Origin of the sequence: Pseudomonas medicaginis (assembly GCF_965119365.1) — a bacterium.
In the GTDB taxonomy this organism is placed as follows: Bacteria; Pseudomonadota; Gammaproteobacteria; order Pseudomonadales; family Pseudomonadaceae; genus Aquipseudomonas.
Genome location: NZ_OZ221631.1, coordinates 497,909 through 515,672, shown reverse-complemented (window position 1 = coordinate 515,672; position 17,764 = coordinate 497,909). Strand labels below are relative to the sequence as shown.

Annotated in this window: 12 protein-coding genes; 5 read left to right on the top strand and 7 right to left on the bottom strand. The window is 64.1% G+C overall.

Annotated features, from left to right (window positions below):
• Positions 1–22 precede the first annotated feature (22 nt).
• Complete coding sequence (locus ACMTA2_RS02250; RefSeq protein WP_413793537.1) at positions 23–547, top strand: NfeD family protein; 525 nt, start codon at positions 23–25, stop codon at positions 545–547.
• Position 548: 1 nt separating this feature from the next.
• Positions 549–1,310 (top strand): slipin family protein, encoded by a 762-nt coding sequence (locus ACMTA2_RS02245; RefSeq protein ID WP_413793536.1) that lies wholly within the window; start codon positions 549–551, stop codon positions 1,308–1,310.
• Positions 1,311–1,679: 369 nt separating this feature from the next.
• On the opposite strand, the gene ACMTA2_RS02240 is transcribed toward ACMTA2_RS02245, so the two are convergent.
• The 5 genes from ACMTA2_RS02240 to ACMTA2_RS02220 are packed head-to-tail and all read right to left on the bottom strand — an operon-like array spanning position 1,680 to position 13,097.
• Positions 1,680–2,621, bottom strand: a complete 942-nt coding sequence (locus tag ACMTA2_RS02240) for a sulfotransferase family protein (protein WP_413793535.1) — start codon at positions 2,619–2,621, stop codon at positions 1,680–1,682.
• A complete protein-coding gene (locus ACMTA2_RS02235; RefSeq protein ID WP_413793534.1) occupies positions 2,609–3,394 on the bottom strand; it encodes an aspartyl/asparaginyl beta-hydroxylase domain-containing protein in 786 nt (261 codons plus the stop codon). Before ACMTA2_RS02235 ends, ACMTA2_RS02240 begins: the two co-directional genes overlap by 13 nt.
• Before the next feature lie 12 nt (positions 3,395–3,406).
• Positions 3,407–4,921 carry a TolC family protein gene (locus ACMTA2_RS02230; protein WP_413793533.1) on the bottom strand — a complete coding sequence of 505 codons (1,515 nt, stop codon included), beginning with the start codon at positions 4,919–4,921 and terminating at the stop codon, positions 3,407–3,409.
• 40 nt (positions 4,922–4,961) lie between these two features.
• A complete protein-coding gene (locus ACMTA2_RS02225; protein ID WP_413793532.1) occupies positions 4,962–12,200 on the bottom strand; it encodes an Ig-like domain-containing protein in 7,239 nt (2,412 codons plus the stop codon).
• A gap of 51 nt (positions 12,201–12,251) precedes the next feature.
• The gene (locus ACMTA2_RS02220) at positions 12,252–13,097 is read right to left on the bottom strand and encodes a sulfotransferase family protein (protein ID WP_413793531.1); all 846 of its coding nucleotides are present in this window, start codon (positions 13,095–13,097) and stop codon (positions 12,252–12,254) included.
• A 299-nt stretch (positions 13,098–13,396) separates the two neighbouring features.
• On the opposite strand from ACMTA2_RS02220, the gene ACMTA2_RS02215 reads away from it, so the two are divergent.
• The 3 genes from ACMTA2_RS02215 to ACMTA2_RS02205 all read left to right on the top strand — a co-directional run bounded on the left by ACMTA2_RS02215 (position 13,397) and on the right by ACMTA2_RS02205 (position 15,020).
• Positions 13,397–13,984: a phage tail protein gene (locus tag ACMTA2_RS02215; RefSeq protein WP_413795578.1), complete on the top strand. Its 588-nt coding sequence runs from the start codon at positions 13,397–13,399 to the stop codon at positions 13,982–13,984.
• A 46-nt stretch (positions 13,985–14,030) separates the two neighbouring features.
• Positions 14,031–14,342, top strand: a complete 312-nt coding sequence (locus ACMTA2_RS02210; RefSeq protein WP_413793530.1) for a DUF6916 family protein — start codon at positions 14,031–14,033, stop codon at positions 14,340–14,342.
• Positions 14,343–14,432: 90 nt separating this feature from the next.
• The gene (locus ACMTA2_RS02205) at positions 14,433–15,020 is read left to right on the top strand and encodes a phage tail protein (RefSeq protein WP_413793529.1); all 588 of its coding nucleotides are present in this window, start codon (positions 14,433–14,435) and stop codon (positions 15,018–15,020) included.
• Positions 15,021–15,165: 145 nt separating this feature from the next.
• On the opposite strand, the gene ACMTA2_RS02200 is transcribed toward ACMTA2_RS02205, so the two are convergent.
• Both ACMTA2_RS02200 and ACMTA2_RS02195 read right to left on the bottom strand, forming a co-directional pair.
• Positions 15,166–15,657 (bottom strand): GNAT family N-acetyltransferase, encoded by a 492-nt coding sequence (locus tag ACMTA2_RS02200; RefSeq protein ID WP_413793528.1) that lies wholly within the window; start codon positions 15,655–15,657, stop codon positions 15,166–15,168.
• Between the two features lie 9 nt (positions 15,658–15,666).
• Positions 15,667–17,763: a site-2 protease family protein gene (locus tag ACMTA2_RS02195; protein ID WP_413793527.1), complete on the bottom strand. Its 2,097-nt coding sequence runs from the start codon at positions 17,761–17,763 to the stop codon at positions 15,667–15,669.
• Position 17,764: the final 1 nt, after the last annotated feature.

Genomic DNA, 17,764 nt, shown 5'->3' with positions numbered 1-17,764 from the left:
ACGACACGTTGCGGAGGATCCCGTGAACATTCACTGGTTGACGGTTGCGCTGCTGGCAATCAGCGGGCCCGCGTTCGGTGCCGATGGCCTCATGCCACCGGGCACCGATCCCCTGGGTTTCTGGCTGATCGCCGTTGGCGTGGCCTTGCTGGTCTTCGAGGCGGCCCTGCCCAATTACGGCGTCGCGGGGCTGGGTGGCATTGTTCTGTGCGTGATTGGCGCGGTCATCCTGACCAACGCCGATGTACCGGTTCCGCTGATGCTCGGCCTGGGCCTGGTCAGCGCCTTGCTGCTGATCGCGTTGCTGGTCCGTGCGTTGAAGACCCGGCCACGTCAGCCTGTCAGCGGCGATGCCGCGCTGTTGGGCACCGTCACGGCGGTGACCGTTTTGCAGGCCGGCAATCATCGTCAGGGTTGGGTCCAGTTGGAAGGCGAACGCTGGCAGGTGGCAAGCGCGACGCCGCTGCGGCCTGGGCAAGCGGTTCGGGTCATCGCCCGCAAGGGCTTGCTGCTGGAAGTGGCCCCCGCTGACTCACAAGGAGTCTGAGATGGGTATGCAAATCGGTTTTACGATGCTGTTGTTGCTGTTGATCGCGCTGGCGGCTTCGACATTCCGGATCCTGCGCGAATACGAACGGGCGGTGGTGTTCCAACTCGGTCGGTTCTGGCAAGTCAAAGGCCCAGGGTTGATCCTGCTGATTCCGGTGGTGCAGCAGATGATCCGCGTCGACCTGCGCACGATTGTCCTCGACGTGCCGGCCCAGGATGTGATCACCCGGGACAACGTCTCGGTGAAGGTCAACGCGGTGCTGTACTTCCGCGTGCTCGACCCGCAGAAGGCAATCATCCAGGTCGAGAACTTCCTCATGGCCACCAGCCAATTGGCGCAAACCACGTTACGGGCGGTCCTGGGCAAACATGACCTGGACCAGTTGCTGGCCGAACGCGAGCAATTGAACGGCGACATCCAGCAAGTGCTCGATGCCCAGACCGACGCCTGGGGCATCAAGGTGGCGAACGTCGAGATCAAGCACGTGGACCTCAACGAATCCATGATCCGCGCCATCGCCCGCCAAGCCGAGGCCGAACGGGAACGCCGGGCCAAGGTGATCCACGCCGAAGGCGAGCTGCAAGCCTCGGAAAAACTCATGCAGGCCGCCGAAATGCTCGGGCGCCAGCCAGGCGCCATGCAACTGCGCTACATGCAGACGCTGGGCTCGATTGCCGGGGATAAAAGCTCCACCATCGTCTTCCCTTTGCCGATTGAATTGCTCAAGGGGATGGCGGAGTTGTCGCCGAACAAGCCTTGACCCACAGAGCAAGCATCCCCTGTGGCGAGGGGATTTATCCCCGTTGGGCTGCGAAGCGGCCGCGAATCGGTCAGTTCGGTGTGCCAGGAAGATTGGGTTCGCTGCTTTAGGGCTGCTTCGCAGCCCAGCGGGGATAAATCCCCTCGCCACAAAAGCGGGTTTGACTCTCCACAAAAGCGGGTCTGATTCCCCACAAAAGCGGGTTTGATTCCCCATAAAAGCGAGTTTGATTCCCCACAAAAGCGGGTTTAATTCCCCACAAAAGCGGGTTTGATTCCCCATAAAAGCGGGTTTAATTCCCCACAAAAGCGGGTTTGATTCCCCATAAAAGCGGGTTTGATTCCCCACAAAAGCGAGTTTGATTCACCGCTACGGGGGCAGTGACTTCAACGCTTCATAGGGCCCCTGCGCCCAGCGCATGACCTGCTCGCGCAACAGCGCCGACGCCTCCCGGCGCTTGTCTTCGCTATCGCCAACAAATGTTTGCGCCGGCTGCTTGGCATGCTGCCCGACCGCTGCGAAGACGTGCCTGCATTGCTCATCATCGAGGCCGAAAAACGCTGCCAGCCTGCCCGTCATCGCCTCGGGCAGTTCGGTGTAGTCGACCGCTAGCCCAGCCAATGCCCGGCAGTGCTCCACCCCCGTCGCCAACAACCGCCCTACCCGGCGCGGGATGAAATCTTCCCGGCTGCCGAACGGCAATCCATCGTCCAGGACACTCGGCCCGATCATCTCCGGCACCATGTGCATGCCGGGACGGCGCAAGTGGGAAACGGCGATTTCCAAGGGATCGCGGTAGACGAACAGCCAGGGCGTGTCGGGAAAGCACCCGCGCAACAACGGCAGCTCACCGATGTTCCAGGCGTCGAGCTTGACCACCAGGCGTTGCTCCACGCCTCGACGGCGCTGCCCGTAGGCCGACATCAAGCCCTTGAGCGCCATGCACCGTTCGCCCGGCGGCAGATCACCGCGCAGCAGCGTATCCAGGGGCGGCGATTCCGAGATGACGATATGGTCGTCCAATTGGGCGAGCATCTGGCTGATCAAGGTCGAACCGCAACGGGAGGCATGGAAAATGAACGCACTGGGCCCGAGGCCCGGGCTTTGCCGTTGCCACTGGCCGAGCGCGTCCAAAGGCGTCCGGCGACGGAACGCCTGGTTGAAGGGCAGGCGCAGGGCGTCTTCCACGGCGTCGCCAAAAAATGGCTGCGTCAGTTGCGCGTCGCCAAACCAGCACCAATCGACCCACCACTGTCCGGCCTCCCGCCATACGCGGATGGGCAGCCAACCGTGCAGACTCAGGTCTTCCACTGCGCTCTCCACTGCTGGCGACCGTTGCGCATGGCGGCCCGCAATTCTTCCCGGGTGAAATGAAGCCCTCGCTCGGCCCCCAGCGCCAGCACCGACTCAATGAATGCATCGAGGTCAGGCAGGCCCTGCAACGTCCGGGCAAGATGAGGATCGTTTTCCACGTACCGCTGAAAACGAGCGAAGTCGCTTTGCCTGGCGCCCGCGGCGGGTGTGGTGGGCAACCCATCGGCGATCTGCCGGGCCAGCCAGGGCCCGGGACGACAATCGAGCACCAGGTGAACCCGCGAATGAGCACTTCGGTTAACCACCCGATGGGGCCGTGCGAGGTCGAGAAACCAGCACTCACCGGCTGTCATCGGAATGATCTGTCCATCCAGGAAGAAGTCCACGTCAGGTGGGCTGAGCAGGGGAACGTGCAGGCGCACATCGGCGTCCGGTCCGTCCAGGTCATAGTCACGATGCTCGTGGATGCACCCGCCGGGTCCCAGCCGCAGCAACCGGGCCGAGACGATCTCCAGGGGCCATTGGCACAACGCCTCATGCCAGCGACCGTCCGCTGTCCAAGGCTCACGGTGTCGGGGCTGACCGCGCCCGGGGGACAGCTCGGTGACAGCGTCGGCCGCCGAAATCAGCGCCACGCCGCTCCAATCGCCGCTGTGATAGGCACTGTTGAAATGCCCCCGCCAACGCACGTCTTCAATGGCTGCCAGTGCCTGCAACAGCAACGGCAGGTTCACCGCCACCGGCAGCCGGGAAAACGCCGGACGCGCCATGCCAGCGCCCGGTTATTGAGTCACCGTGGCGGGCTCCGGCAACGTGATATCGCCCTGGGACCAGGCCGCTTCGCGGTTGGCCAGCGCTGTGGCGATCGACTGGACTTCGGTCGATTGCACTTCGTTCGGCAGCGGGTCGAGGCCGGCGCTGGCGAAGATCTGCCCGTAGGCGTTGCGCAGGTCGGCGTAGGCCAGGTCCCGGCGCAGATCGGCCTGCAGGGTATTCAGTTCGCCCTGGATCAGGTCCAGTTCGCCGATACCGGCAGCCTGGTGACGGCTGCGCAGCTGACCGACAATCTGCCCGTCGATGTCCGACAGTTGCTGGCTGGTCTTGAATTGGCGCAGGGCTTCGCGATAGTTGGCATTGGCCACGTACAACTGCGCCAACACGGCAATCGACATCGCCTGACGCCGCGCCGCCGCCACTTCCTCACCGGCCTTGGCCACGTCGATGGCCGCCGGGGCGGAAATCACGTTGAACAGGTTCCAGGTGACTTTCACGCCATAGTCGGCCCAACCCTGCTCCACCAGGAACGAGTTGCTGTCGTAATGCCCGCCGGCGGAAAACTCCAGCCCCGGCAACAGGCGCAACATGGCCTTGCGGGTTTCGGCGGCGGTGATGCGCGTCTGGTAGTCCTGCTCGCGCAATTCCGGACGGCTGGCCAGGGCTTCCTGTTCGAGGCGGGCCAGGTCGACCTTGAGTTCCGGGATGGTGTATTCGTCCTGGGTCGCCAGCGTCAGCTCGGTGCCCAAAGGCAAGTTGATCAGGGTCGCCAGCTCGGTCTTGGCGAGGGACAGCGCCCGGCGTTGCTCTTCCAGTTGGCGGGTGGCCTGGATCAGCGAACGCTGGTAACCCAAGGCCTGCACCGGGTCACCAATGCGCTGTTCGCTCATGCTCTGGCTATTGTCGCGCGCCGCCTCGACCCGGACCATCAGGCTGTCGATCTGCTTGAGCAGGCGCTCGGCGGCCATGGCGCGCCAGTAGGCAGAACGCACGTCCTGAACAATGGTGTTGATCACCTTGCGCCGGCGTTCCTGCACAATCAGGCGCTGGTCCCCAGCCTGTTTGGCGCTGATATAACTCACGCCGAAGTCGAGCACGTTCCAGACCATGGTCAGGTCCGCCACTTCACGGTCACGGTCCTGGGAGGTCGACGGTTCCAGGGACTGGGTACCGGTTTCCACACTCTGGCTGCTGGAGGCGCTGACATTGTTGCGGCCCACATAACCGGCATCCAGGGCCATGCGCGGCAGCATGTCGAAACTGGCCAGGTCCAGCTGACGCTTGGCCAGGGCTTCCTCCATGATCTTCAAGCGACCTTCGAGGTTGTACTTCACCGCCCGGGCCATGGCCTGGTGCAGGGTCAGTGGGCCGCTCAGCGGCTCCTGATCCTTGTACATGTTCTGCAGGTCGGTTCGAGCGCGCTGTTCGCTGACGCTTCGATCGATCGGCTCACTGGTGACGGCACATCCGCTGACCACCAACGCCAGCGCACTCACTGCAAATAACTTCTGACTTCTATTCATTCCCTGGATTGCCCCTGGCTGCCCCAATATTTTTTAGAATTCAAGCCAGCACTTGGCTGATACCGACCTGTCGTAACGCGGTTGCCAGGTTGTCGACCTGACGTTGTTCAGTGTCTTTGAGCTGTTGCAGCTGCTGACCCAGGCTCGGCGCTCCGAACATCCCCCGCAGCCCTTGGGACACATCGCCGCCCTGCATCGACTGGCTGCCGAAGGCCTCCATCGAATCGCCCTCGGAACCGGCGTCCTGGGTGAACAGGGTCGAAAGCGTGCTGCTGCCGAACACCCCACCATCGCCCCCACCAAAGCCGAGGAACCCCTGGCCGCTGCCATCGCCAGCGGCGTCAGAGCTGAAAACCTGGGCGATATAGCTCGGCGCCAGGGCACCACGGTTGATGAAAATGTCCCCAATCGGCCGCAGGCCCCCGCCCACGTCCCGTTGCTCGAACAGCGGCGGGAAGCCCAGCGGCGAACCCAGGTTGCCAGTCGGCGGGGTAAAGACGATCGGTTGCAACGGCACCTCGGACGGCGGGAGGACCGTGACCGGGTCGGACGTCAGGAACTCCGGTGGCGGCTTCACGTCGTTGGGCACCACGGTGTCGATCGCGTAGTTGTTGGACACCGCCACGCTGGCCCCGGCGTTGCCGGACAGGTCGCTGACGTTGCTGGTGTCCAGGGCGATGAAGTTGCTCGGGTCGGTGAGGCTCACCGTCGGCGTGAACGTAGCCGTCCAGGTCCTGCCGCCGTCGCTGGTGGTCAGGTTGGTCAGTTCACCGTTGGTGACGCTGAGGTCCGACAGATCGAAGTCGGTCACCGCTTCGCTGAAGGTGAAGGTCACCTGGGTCGTCTCGCCCACCGTCAGGTTCGGGTCGGCGACCACGATGGTGGCCGTCGGCCGGGTGGCGTCCAGTGCGTAGTTGGCGGAAATCGCGATGCCGACGCCGGCGTTGCCGGCCAAGTCCTGCACAGTGCTGGCGTCGAGCAGAATCAGGTTGGTGGCATCGTTGACGCCCGCGGTCGGGGTCAGGGTCGCCGTCCAGGTCAGGCCGCCATCACTGCTGGCGAGGTTGGACAACACCCCATTGGCGACACTGAGGTCCGACAGGTCGAAACCGGACACCGCCTCGGTGAAGCTGATGGTCACGGTGGTGCTCTGGCCAATGCCCAGAGTGGTGTCGCCCACGGTGATGGTGGCGCCCGGGCGCACCGTGTCGATTGCGTAATTGTTAGAGGCCACCACACCGACACCGGTGTTGCCCGAGGCGTTGACCACGCCGCTGGTGTCCAGGCTGATCAGGTTGGTGGTGTCCGTGACGTTGCTCGCCGGGGTGAACGTCGCGGTCCAGGTCACGCCGCCATCGCTGGACGAAACGTTGCTCAGCGTACCGTTGCTGATGCTCAGGTCACTGTTGTCGAAGCCACTGACCGCCTCCGAGAAAGTGATGGTCACCAATGAGGTTTCACCGACCGCGAGGGCGTTGTCGGCCACCACGATCGTGGCGGTTGGCAGCCGGGTCTCGACCGCGTAGTTGGCCGAATCGGTGGTGCCCGCGCCAGCGTTGCCAGCCGCGTCGCTCACACCGGTATTGTCCAGGGTGATCAGGTTGGAGGCGTCGCTCACACCGAGGGTTGGCGTGAAGGTCGCCGTCCAGGTCAGGCCGCCGTCGCTGCTGCTGACGGCGCTCAGGGTACCGTTGGCCACGCTCAAGTCAGCATTGCTGAAGCCAGTCACCGCCTCGCTGAAGGTGATGGTCACTTGCGCGGTTTCACCCGGCCTCAGCGTTGTATCGCTGAGCACGATGGTGGCGGTCGGCAACTGGGTGTCGACGGCGTAGTTGTTCGAGTCGGTGGTGCCGCTGCCCGCGTTGCCCGCCAGGTCGGCCACGCCGCTGTTGTCCAGGGTGATCAGGTTGCTGGTGTCGGAAATGCCACCGGTCGGTGTGAACGTGGCCGTCCAGGTGATGCCGCCATCGTTGCTGCTCAGGCCGCTGAGCGAACCGTTGGCAACGCTCAGGTCGGCACTGGTGAAGCCGGTCACGGCTTCGCTGAAGGTGATGGTCACCAGCGACGTCTCGCCCGCGGCGAGGGCCGTGTCGGCGACAACGATGGTCGCCGTCGGGCGCACCGTGTCGACGGCGTAGTTGTTGGAATCGGTGGTGCCGACACCAGCGTTGCCCGAGACGTTGACGACACCGGTGTTGTCCAGGGTGATCAGGTTGCTGGTATCGGAAATACTCGCGCTCGGTGTGAACGTAGCCGTCCAGGTAACGCCGCCGTCGGAAGACGACACGTTGCTCAGCGTGCCATTGCTGATGGTCAGGTCGCTGTTGTCGAAACCGCTCACCGCTTCGTTGAAGGTGATGGTCACCTGGCTGGTTTCACCGATGCTCAGGGACGTATCGGCCACCACGATGGTGGCGGTCGGTACCTGGGTGTCGATGGCGTAGTTATTGGAGCTGGTCGCGCCGGTTCCGGCATTGCCCGCCCCATCGCTCACGCCGGTGTTGTCCAGCACGATGAGGTTGGTCGTGTCCCGGATGCCTAAGGCCGGGGTGAAGACCGCGGTCCAGGTGATACCGCCATCGCTGCTGCTGACCGCGCTCAGGGTGCCGTTGGTCACGCTCAGGTCCGAGTTGTCGAAACCTGTGACCGCTTCGGAGAAGGTGATGGTCACCAGGGACGTTTCGCCAACGCTCAGCGCGTTGTCCGCCACCACGATGGTGGCGGTCGGGCGCAGCGTATCGACGGCGTAGTTATTCGAGTCGGCGGTGCCGACGTTGACGTTGCCGGCCAGGTCAACGATGCCGCCACTGTTGAGCGAAATGACGTTGCTGGTGTCCGTGACGCCAGCGGTCGGTGTGAAGGTCGCGGTCCAGGTGATGCCGCCGTCGCTGCTGCTCAGGCCGGAGATCACGCCGTTGGCAACCGTCAGGTCGGCACTGGTGAACGCGGTCACCGCCTCGCTGAAGGTGATGGTCACCAGCGAGGTCTCGCCTGCGGCAATGGCGGTGTCGGCCACGACGATGGTCGCCGTTGGGCGCACCGTGTCGACGGCGTAGTTGTTGGAATCGGTGGTGCCGACCCCGGCGTTGTTCGCGCCGTTGCGCACGCCGGTGTTGTCCAGGGTAATCAGGTTGCTGGTGTCGGAAATGCCGGCGCTCGGGGTGAACGTCGCCGTCCAGGTCACGCCGCCATCGCTGGACGAAACACTGCTCAGCGTACCGTTGCTGATGCTCAGGTCGCTGTTGTCGAAGCCATTCACGGCGTCGTTGAAGGTGATGGTCACCAGGGACGTTTCACCAATGCTCAGCGACGTATCGGCCACCACGATGGTCGCCGTGGGCACGTTGGTGTCGACCTGGTAGTTGTTGGAGTTGGTGGTGCCAGTGCCGGTATTGCCCGCCGCATCGCTGATGCCGGTGTTGTTCAGGGTGATCAGGTTGGTGGCATCGCTGACCCCCAGGTTCGGGGTCAGGGTGGCGGTCCAGGTGAAGCCGCCGTCGCTGCTGCTGACCGCGCTGAGCGTGCCGTTGGCCACGGTCAGGTCCGAGTTGTCGAAACCTGTGACCGCCTCGGAGAACGTAATGGTCACCAGGGACGTTTCGCCAACGCTCAGCGCGTTATCCGCCACCACGATGGTGGCGGTCGGGCGCAGCGTATCGACGCCGTAGTTGTTCGAGTCGGTGGTGCCGCTGCCGGCGTTGCCCGCTCCGTCCACGACACCGGTATTGTCCAGGGTGATCAGGTTGCTGGTGTCGCTGATGCCCGCGCTCGGGGTGAAGGTCGCGGTGTAGGTGATGTTGTCGCTGGTGCTCAAGCCGCTCAAGACACCGTTCGCCGTCGTCAGGTCGGCCAGGGTGAAACCGGTCACCGCTTCACTGAAGGTGATGGTCACCACAGACGTCTCGCCGATGCTTAGGGTGCTGTCGGCGACCACGATCGTCGCGGTTGGCCGCACGTTGTCGATGGCATAGTTGTTGGAGTTGGTGGTGCCGCTACCGGCATTGCCCGCGGCATCGCTGACGCCGGTATTGTCCAGGGTGATGACGTTGCTGGTGTCGCTGATGCTGGCGGTCGGGGTCAGGGTCCCGGTCCAGGTAATGCCGCCGTCACCGCTGCTCAGCCCGGTGACGGTACCGTTGGCGACGGTCAGGTCGGCCGTGGTGAAGCCGGTCACCGCCTCGTTGAAGGTGATGGTCACCAGGGACGTTTCGCCGATGCTCAATGCCGCATCGGCCACGACGATGCTGGCGGTCGGGCGCTGGGTATCGACGGCGTAGTTGTTGGAGCTGGTGGTGCCGGTGCCGGCATTACCGGCGGCGTCGGACACGCCTGTGTTGGCCAGCACGATCAGGTTGGTGGCGTCGCTGATGCTGGCGGTCGGCGTGAGCGTCGCGGTCCAGGTGATGCCGCCATCGCTGCTGCTCAGGCCGCTCAAGGCGCCGTTGGCGACCGTCAGGTCGGCCAGGGTAAAGCCGCTCACGGCCTCGCTGAAGGTAATGGTCACCAGTGAGGTTTCGCCGACGGCCAGTGCGGTGTCGGCCACCACGATCGTGGCGGTTGGGCGCACCGTGTCGATCGCGTAGTTATTGGAGTCGGTGGTGCCCACCCCGGCGTTGCCGGACAGGTCGGCAACGCCACCATTGTTCAGCGTGATCACGTTGGTGGTGTCAGTGACACTGGCGGTCGGGGTCAGGGTCCCGGTCCAGGTGATGCCGCCATCGGCGCTGCTCAGCCCGGTCACCGCGCCGTTGGCGACCGTCAGGTCGGCGGTGGTGAAACCGCTCACCGCTTCATTGAAGGTGATGGTCACCAGGGACGTTTCACCGACGCTCAGCGACGTATCGGCCACGACGATGGTGGCAGTCGGGCGCAGGGTATCGATGGCGTAGTTGTTGGAGTTGGTGGTGCCCACCCCGGCGTTGCCGGACAGGTCGGCGACACCGGTCTTGTCCAGGACCACCAGGTTCGTGGTGTCGGTGATATCGGCATCCGGCGTCAGGGTCGCGGTCCAGGTGATGCCACCGTCGGCGCTGCTCAAGCCGGTGATTGTGCCATTCGCCACCGTCAGGTCGGCGGTGGTGAAACCGCTCACCGCTTCGGAGAACGTAATGGTCACTGTCGAGGTTTCACCGCTCCGGAGCGCGGTATCGGCCACCACGATGGTCGCGGTCGGCGCCACGGTGTCGTTGACCACATAATTGTTCGAACTGGTGGTGCCCACGCCGGCGTTGCCGGCCAGGTCGGCGACGCCGGTGTTGTCCAGGGTGATCACGTTGGTGGTGTCGGCAATGTTGCTGGCCGCCGTCAACGTGCCGGTCCAGGTGACGCCGCCGTCGCCGCTGGTCAAGGTGCCAACCGTACCGTTCTGCACCGTCAGGTCGGACGAGGTGAGGCCAGTCACCGCTTCGGAGAAGGTGATGGTCACCAGCGAGGTACCGCCGGAGCTCAGGTTGGTATTGGCCACCACGACGGTCGCGGTCGGTGGCGTCTCGTCCGGCACATAGTTGGTGTTGATGGTCCCGCCATCGCCGTAGACATTGGCGACGGAAGCCGGCGAAGTGCCCGAAGTGCCAGCACTGCCGCCGCCGGTACCGCTGCCGCCGACGTTGCCGGACAGGGCCGCGAAGTTGGCGGCGGTGATCAGGATAGCGCCTTTGTTCCAGATGGCGCCGACACCGACGCCCCCCGCGCCGCCGGTGTGGGTGTAGCCGCCCCCGGCACCGCCGCCGCCGCCGCCACCGCCGGCACCGATGTTGTTGGAGATCACCGAGTTGCCGATGATGCGCAGGGTCGCGCCGGTGTCGTTGTAGATACCGCCGACTGCACCGCCACCCGCACCACCCACGGCGTTGTAGCCGTCACCGCCACCGCCGCCGCCAATGGACAGGCCCGCGCTGGCCGCCGTACCACCCGACGAGCCGGTGCTGTAGCCCGGGTACGCGGCGCCACCGATGCCACCGGTGGAGTTGCCGCCACGCCCACCCATGTTGAAGAAACCGCCGCCGGCGCCGCCTTGTCCGGTCGAACCAACGGCGCCCGTGGCGTTGATCGTATCGCCGCCTTTGCCGCCGGTACCGCTGCCGACCGCGCCGCCGCCACCGCCGCCGCCACCGGCATATTGCGGCGTCACGCCGCCACCGCCGCCACCGCCCGATGCGGCGTTCGCGGTGATCGTGACGTTGCGCAGGGTCAAGGTCCCGGCATTGTAGATCCCGCCGGCCTTGGCGACCGCCGCGTCGACGCCGCCATTACCACCGTCGCCCGCCACCATGCCGCGGGTAATCACCAGGCCATCGAGGGTTGCCGTCGTACCGGACGTCACGTTGAGGACCTGGGTGCGGAATTGCCCATCGAGGGTGACATCGGCCACGTTGTCGTTATTGAGGTCGCCGTCGATGGTCACGTTCTTGTTGACCACCAGCACCTGGGTCAGCGCGACAGTCATGCCGCTGCTGAAGGTGACGATGTCGCCGTTCTGGGCAGAGGCCAGGGCCGCACGCAACGAACCCACGCCAGTGTTGGCGTTATTGGTGGCGGTCCAGGTGGCGAGGCCCCACTGGTATTCGCTCATCGCGCTGACGGACAGCACGTTGGCGCTTTCGATATTGCCGGTGGCAATTTCCAGGTCCCAGTCGCCGCCCAGGCCCGTGCGGTCATTGGAGGCCGCCACGTCACGGCCGGTCAACTGCGCCAGCGAATCGACCAGTGCCAGGCCCCGGTCACCCTCGGCGGTGTAGCAGCCGTAGATCAGGATATCGCCACCGGCGTTCATGTCCTGGCCGATCTGCGCCAGCACCTCGCTGCGGGCCTGGACGTTGTCCGCCGACAGGTAGGCGTTGCCCAGCCACAAATCGCCAGCGTTGCCGTGGGCGATGATTTGCACCGAGCTCACGCCCTGGTGGGTGTCCAGGTAGTCGGCAATCTGTTGCAGGCCGTCCTTGGTCGCGTCGAGCTGCACCACCTGGGTACCCGGCGCGACACCCTCGAGCAGGCTGGCGGCATCCTTGACCCGGGAATCGATAAACACCACGGACTTGCCCGGCACGGCGGCTTCGGTGGCATCGACCTGGCCCTGGGGCGCATGGGTATCGACCGACGGGTCGGCCGTCGGTGTCTTGGCTGCGTCAGCAGTGGGATGAGCCTCCGGTTGCGCGGCCTCGGCCACGGTCGCGGCCACCGCGCCGTCGAACAGCATGCGCGGTTCCAGGGACATGATCATTGGCGATGCCAGGGCCTGTGTGCCCTCGGTTACCCGCGATTTGCCTTTGCTCCACCACATGACGATCACCTGGACTCGAACTTTGAATACGCAAAATGAGAAAAACCGCAATCAACTGATCGCGGCGTCGGTTTTCATACGAATGACATTCGCCGCGCTGGCAGACCCATCGCGCCAGAACGACAACTCGGCAAACTTTTCGAACAGGTCCGGCGGCAGCAGCGTGCGCCGAGCTTGCGGCGCGACCCTGGGCTTGACCTTGTGCAGACCCGCAACGCCCAAGGCCTGATCGAAGGCCGGTGCGTCGTAGGTCAAGTGATTGAAATCGTGTTCGAACCAGGGCTCGCCGATGAACTCGTAGACCAGCCGCATCACCCGCTCGGGCGCCTGGCTCAGCAGGTCGTAATCGACGATCAGCAGCGACTCGGCATGCTCGCCGTAATAGGCTTCCTTGAGTGCCGTCCAGGCAAACCCCACCAGGCGGTTGCGCTGGGCCAGGGTTTCGCAACGGCTGTAGACGGTGTTGCGCTCGTCATCGTCGTTGAACAGTTTGGTGTTTTCGAAAGGATTGGCGCGATACAACCGCTCCAGGCTGTCGAGCACCCAGGCGACATTGCGCACGCAGGCGATGGTCTTGGCTTGGGGAAACAGGTCTTGCAGGGCCGGCAGGCGGGCGCACCACTGACGGTTGGTGTCGAAGATGACGGGTTTGTCGGCCTTGTCGGCGTAGTAGGAGTCGAACAGCCCGCGCAACAGGCGGCGACGCAGGTCGGTGTCGATCACCGAACCGAACTCGCTGCCGGCGCTGCACTGCTGCAGCACACTGCTGAACAGCGAACCGACGGGGCTGGTCATGCCGGCGTGAAAGCGCGGGTTCTGCAACAAGATCGCAGAAAGCAGAGTCGAGCCTGAGCGCGGAAGACCGGAAATAAAGTGAAATTGCGACAATCCCTTCACCGTTTGTAGTCCTTTTGTGTCCGAAGCGTAGCCCAGGAAACACGCGCCGCCTAGTAGTACTTTGATATCAAATACACCTCACCCTGTAAAAAAGATGGACGGTACGCGCCACTGCTCCAAGTGAACCGATTTAGCTGACCCGGAAGAATTTTCCTTGTGTCTCTTCCGGCAAAATCAGACATCCCCGTCTACGCTCAGCCGTGCGTGAGAGGCCTGGGAAGGAAAGCGTCGGTTTGATCGCTAACTTCACCCGCCTGCCGGACACACGCCAGACCAATTACCTGAGGGATGAGGCATCTATGGAAGTATTCATCGGGACTATCCAACCGTTCGCTTTTAACTTCGCCCCCAGGGACTGGGCCCTGTGCAACGGGCAGACCCTCAGTCTGGCCCAGTACCAGACACTGTTTGCCCTGATCGGCGTGACGTACGGAGGCAACGGCCAGACCACCTTTCTGTTGCCCAACCTGCAAGGCCGCCTGCCCATTGGCCAGGGCAATGGCCTGGGCCTGACGCCACGGGTCATCGGCGAGATTTCCGGCACCGAAAACGTCACCGCGACCCTGAACAACCTGCCCAACCACACCCACACCCTCACGGGCATCACCGCTTCCACCACCCTGCAGTTGGCCAACCCCGCCAGCAATCCGATGAATACGCCAACGGCCGCCAACTCGTTCATCGGCACCTCGGGCACCGGGCCGGGCGCGGCGAATATCTATTCCGACCAGATCGGCGCCTCACCGGTACCGCTGCAAGGCGTGACCACGACGGTCAGCGGTACGGTCGCCCCTACGGGCGGCAGCACACCGATGCCGATCATGAACCCGTTCCTGGCGATCAACTTCAGCATCGCCCTGCAAGGTTACTTCCCGTCCCGCAACTGATGACCCATCGGAGGGCCGCGGCCCTCCGGTCCGTTGGAGTATCGCCATGCTGCAAGCGGTTCATAGCCACCATTTCCAGCCATTGCTGGGCCAGACCAGCCACCTGACCCTGCCCGACGGCAGTTGTTTGCCCATACGGATCGAGGCCCTCGAAGAAACGCCCACGGCCAGAATGCCGAACACCGAGCGCATGCCATTCAGCGTGGCGCTCAACAGCCTGGAAGCCACCGAGTTCGTCGATGGCCTCTGTGCGCTGGAAGTGCCCGAACTGGGCAAACTCGAAGGGGTGTTCGTGTCTCGAATACCGCCCATGGGACGAGACCCCTCGGTTGGGTATTTCTACATCGCGTTCAACTAGGCGTGATCAGGCCAGGGAACAAGGAGTCGGGCTGAACGCAATCTTATTCGCTGGCGACACCAGACCAATCACCTGAAGGATGAAAAATCTATGGAAGTTTTCATGGGCACTATCCAGTCTTTTGCCTTTAACTTCGCACCCAATGGCTGGGCGCTGTGCAATGGGCAGACGCTCGCCATTTCGCAGTACCAGGCACTGTTCTCGCTGATCGGCACCTTTTACGGCGGCAACGGCCAGACCAACTTCATGCTCCCCAACCTGCAAGGCCGCCTGCCGATGGGCCAGGGCAACGGCCTGGGCCTGACCCCACGGGTCATCGGCGAGGTGTCCGGCACCGAAAACGTCACCGCGACCCTGAACAACCTGCCCAACCACACCCATACCCTCACGGGTATCACCGCTTCCACCACCCTGCAGTTGGCCAACCCCGCCAGCAATCCGATGAATACGCCAACGGCCACCAACTCGTTCATCGGCACCTCGGGCACCGGACCGGGTGCGGCGAATATCTATTCCGACCAGATAGGCGCCTCGCCGGTGCCGCTCAAAGGCGTCACCACGACGGTCAGCGGCACGGTGGCCCCGACGGGCAATGGCCAGCCGATGGCGATCATGAACCCGTTCCTGGCCCTCAACTTCAGCGTTGCCCTGAACGGTCTGTTCCCATCCCGTAACTGATGGTTCCATCGCAGAGGAGCGAGCCTGTGGGAGCAAGGCTCGCCCGCGATAGCATCGCCTCGGTCTCAACGTAAATCGAGGCGCCTGCATCGTGGGCAAGCCATGCTCCCACGGAAGCTGCCTCACATTGAACGACCTGGAAAGGTCAGTCGCCTTTGGGGTACCACACCAACCGCTCGGCCGCCGGGTTGCGCTCTTGCACTTCGAACCCCAGCGCCAGGTAGTGCCGCCGTGCGTGGGGGTTGCTGGTCCAGACCACCGTCGCCACCGGGCAGCGGATCTGTTGCGCGGCTTTCTGCACGCCCTGCAACACGGTCCGGCCATAACCCTGACCACGTGCCTGGGGGATGAAGGCCAGGTACAGCACGCGGATTTCATTCGGGCCAAAATCGGTGCTCAGGGCGCCGATGGCGGTGCCGAGCTTCTCCACCACGTAATGCATGGCATTGGGAAAGTTCTCCCCCAGCCCCTGCTCTTGCACCTGGAACTGCTGGGTGATCACCTGCTGCACCTGCTCGTGCTCACCGTCGATCCACTGCAAATCCGGTCGCGCCGCCTGGTAAAGGCTTTGCAGGAACGGCCCATCGCTGAATCGCGATGGCCGCACCACCAGCCCGTCTGCCGCCACTGAATCCATGCTCGCCCCTTAAAAACCGCTTTCCCTCACACCCAGCGCCGCCAATCGGCGCCAAGCCGCTCCCAGTACCGACTCCCCCCTGCCCTGCAACACCACCACGCCACGCAGCGGTTGCAGCGGCGCAGCCCCGTCCTCGACGGCGCTCAAGCGCACGCCGTACTGCGCCTGCACCGGTTCGGCCCGCTGCTGCGAGTCACGACGTACGGCAATGGGCCCGTGGTGATCGGAAGTCAGTGCCTGCTGCTCGACCCAAGCCACGCCGTTGGTGTCGATCTCATTCAGTTGCACGGCAATCGAGGGGTGCATCGGATCGTCGGCAATGAATCGCCCCGTGGCACCGGCGCTGACCCGCCACAACTCGGCCTCGGTCAGGTACCCGCGCAGGCGCGAATCGGTCTGTACCACCCGCGTCAGTGCCTGCGTCGGCGACAGCCAGCGCCCTACCGACAGTTGCGGCAACAAGTCACGCACCTGGCCCGCATGGGGCGCACGCAACAACAGACGTTCACGCTGGGCCACCAGCCCCCGGTACTCGGCCACCGCCTCGGCCAATTGCTGTTCAACGATGCCGGCATCGGCGGCGGTCTCGCTACGCCCGGCCTGACGACGCATCTGCAATTGCTGGATCTCGATCTCCCGGCGCACGATGGCCAGGCGCGACGCCATGTCCGGCGACTCCAGTTCAATCAATACATCGCCCTGGGCCACGACTTGGCCGTCGCGCACATTCACCTGCTTGACCCGTGCCGCCACCGGCGCGTGCAAGGCACTGGCGCGGCCGGCCTCGAGCATGGCCGGCACCTCCACCGCGCTGCGCCAGGGCAACAGCAGCAGCAACAGCAACGCCAGCAACACCAAGCCACTCAGTAGCATCCGTCCACCGTGGGCGTGCTCACGACGACTCCACCATTGTCGCCACTCATTCACGATGGGCATAAAAATGAACCACACCAATTCCACCATCATCAGAAAAATGCCCAGCACCTTGAAAAACAGGTGATAGACCGCCAGGGCAATCCCGAAAAACAACAACGCCCGCCACAGCCAGGAACCGTATCCCCATACCAGCAAACGCCGGCGCATCTTCGGCGACCAGGGTTCCGGCGCTGCCTCGCCATAACCGAACAAGGCTTCGCGCAGGCGCCAGCGGCACAGGGCGAACGCACGTCCCTGAAGGTTATCCACCGCCCAGAAATCACTGAGCAGGAAGTACCCGTCGAAGCGCATGAAGGGGTTCAGGTTGATGATCAGCGTGGTGATCCAGGTGGCGCTCGCCAGCATGAACGCTGCGGTGCGCGCCGGCCCGTCGGGCAGCAGCGACCAGGCCAGCAGGGCGATACACGCCAGCAGCAATTCCGCCAATACGCCACCGGCGCCGATCAGCAACCTCGCCCGCCGGTCATTGATCCGCCAGGCGTCACTGACATCGGTGTAGAACATCGGTAACAGCACCATGAACGCCACGCCCATGCTCTGCACCCGACAACCGGCGCGCTTGGCCATGAAGGCATGGCCGAATTCATGGCACAGCTTGGCGAAGAGCAACGCCGCCCCGAAGGCCAGCGCGCCCCCGAGACTGAACAGGTGCGGAAACGTCGCCAGGAACCGCTGCCAGTCCCGTGACACCAGGAAAATACCGAGCCCCAGCGTCAGTGGCAGTCCGTAGCGCAGGAGCTTGGGGCCGAACCGTGCCAGCCAGGGCCACGCACGGTTGAGGAAGGCGTCAGGGCGCCACAGCGGAATGCGGAAAAACAGGTATTGGTGCAACAGCATCTGCCACAGGCTCTGGCGCCGAGTCGCCGTCTTGAGCAGGTAGCTGTCGCGCTGTTGCGGGTCCAGGGCGCTGATCAGATCGTGGCCTCGCAAAAAGCCCAGCAACTGTTCCAGCGACTCGCCATTGAGGGGCAGGCCCGGCTCGCGGTTCGCCGCTTGCAGCACCCGCGCCGGGTCGCCCAGGGACCAATGCCGCAGCATGCGCATCGCCGCCGCGCCCAGTTTGAAATAGCGCCCGCGCACCGGGTCGGCCAGGGTCCACTGCGGCGAGCCGTCGGGGTCTGGAGCCGCGGGGGACAACTGCAAGTCTGGCCGCAGGCTCGGCAGGTCCATG

Coding starts and splice junctions, on each gene's coding strand:
- ACMTA2_RS02215 (WP_413795578.1), top strand. CDS start 13,397: ATGGAAGTATTCATCGGGACTATCCAACCGTTCGCTTTTAACTTCGCC.
- ACMTA2_RS02205 (WP_413793529.1), top strand. CDS start 14,433: ATGGAAGTTTTCATGGGCACTATCCAGTCTTTTGCCTTTAACTTCGCA.
- ACMTA2_RS02210 (WP_413793530.1), top strand. CDS start 14,031: ATGCTGCAAGCGGTTCATAGCCACCATTTCCAGCCATTGCTGGGCCAG.
- ACMTA2_RS02225 (WP_413793532.1), bottom strand. CDS start 12,200: ATGTGGTGGAGCAAAGGCAAATCGCGGGTAACCGAGGGCACACAGGCC.
- ACMTA2_RS02245 (WP_413793536.1), top strand. CDS start 549: ATGGGTATGCAAATCGGTTTTACGATGCTGTTGTTGCTGTTGATCGCG.
- ACMTA2_RS02230 (WP_413793533.1), bottom strand. CDS start 4,921: ATGAATAGAAGTCAGAAGTTATTTGCAGTGAGTGCGCTGGCGTTGGTG.
- ACMTA2_RS02195 (WP_413793527.1), bottom strand. CDS start 17,763: ATGGACCTGCCGAGCCTGCGGCCAGACTTGCAGTTGTCCCCCGCGGCT.
- ACMTA2_RS02235 (WP_413793534.1), bottom strand. CDS start 3,394: ATGGCGCGTCCGGCGTTTTCCCGGCTGCCGGTGGCGGTGAACCTGCCG.
- ACMTA2_RS02200 (WP_413793528.1), bottom strand. CDS start 15,657: ATGGATTCAGTGGCGGCAGACGGGCTGGTGGTGCGGCCATCGCGATTC.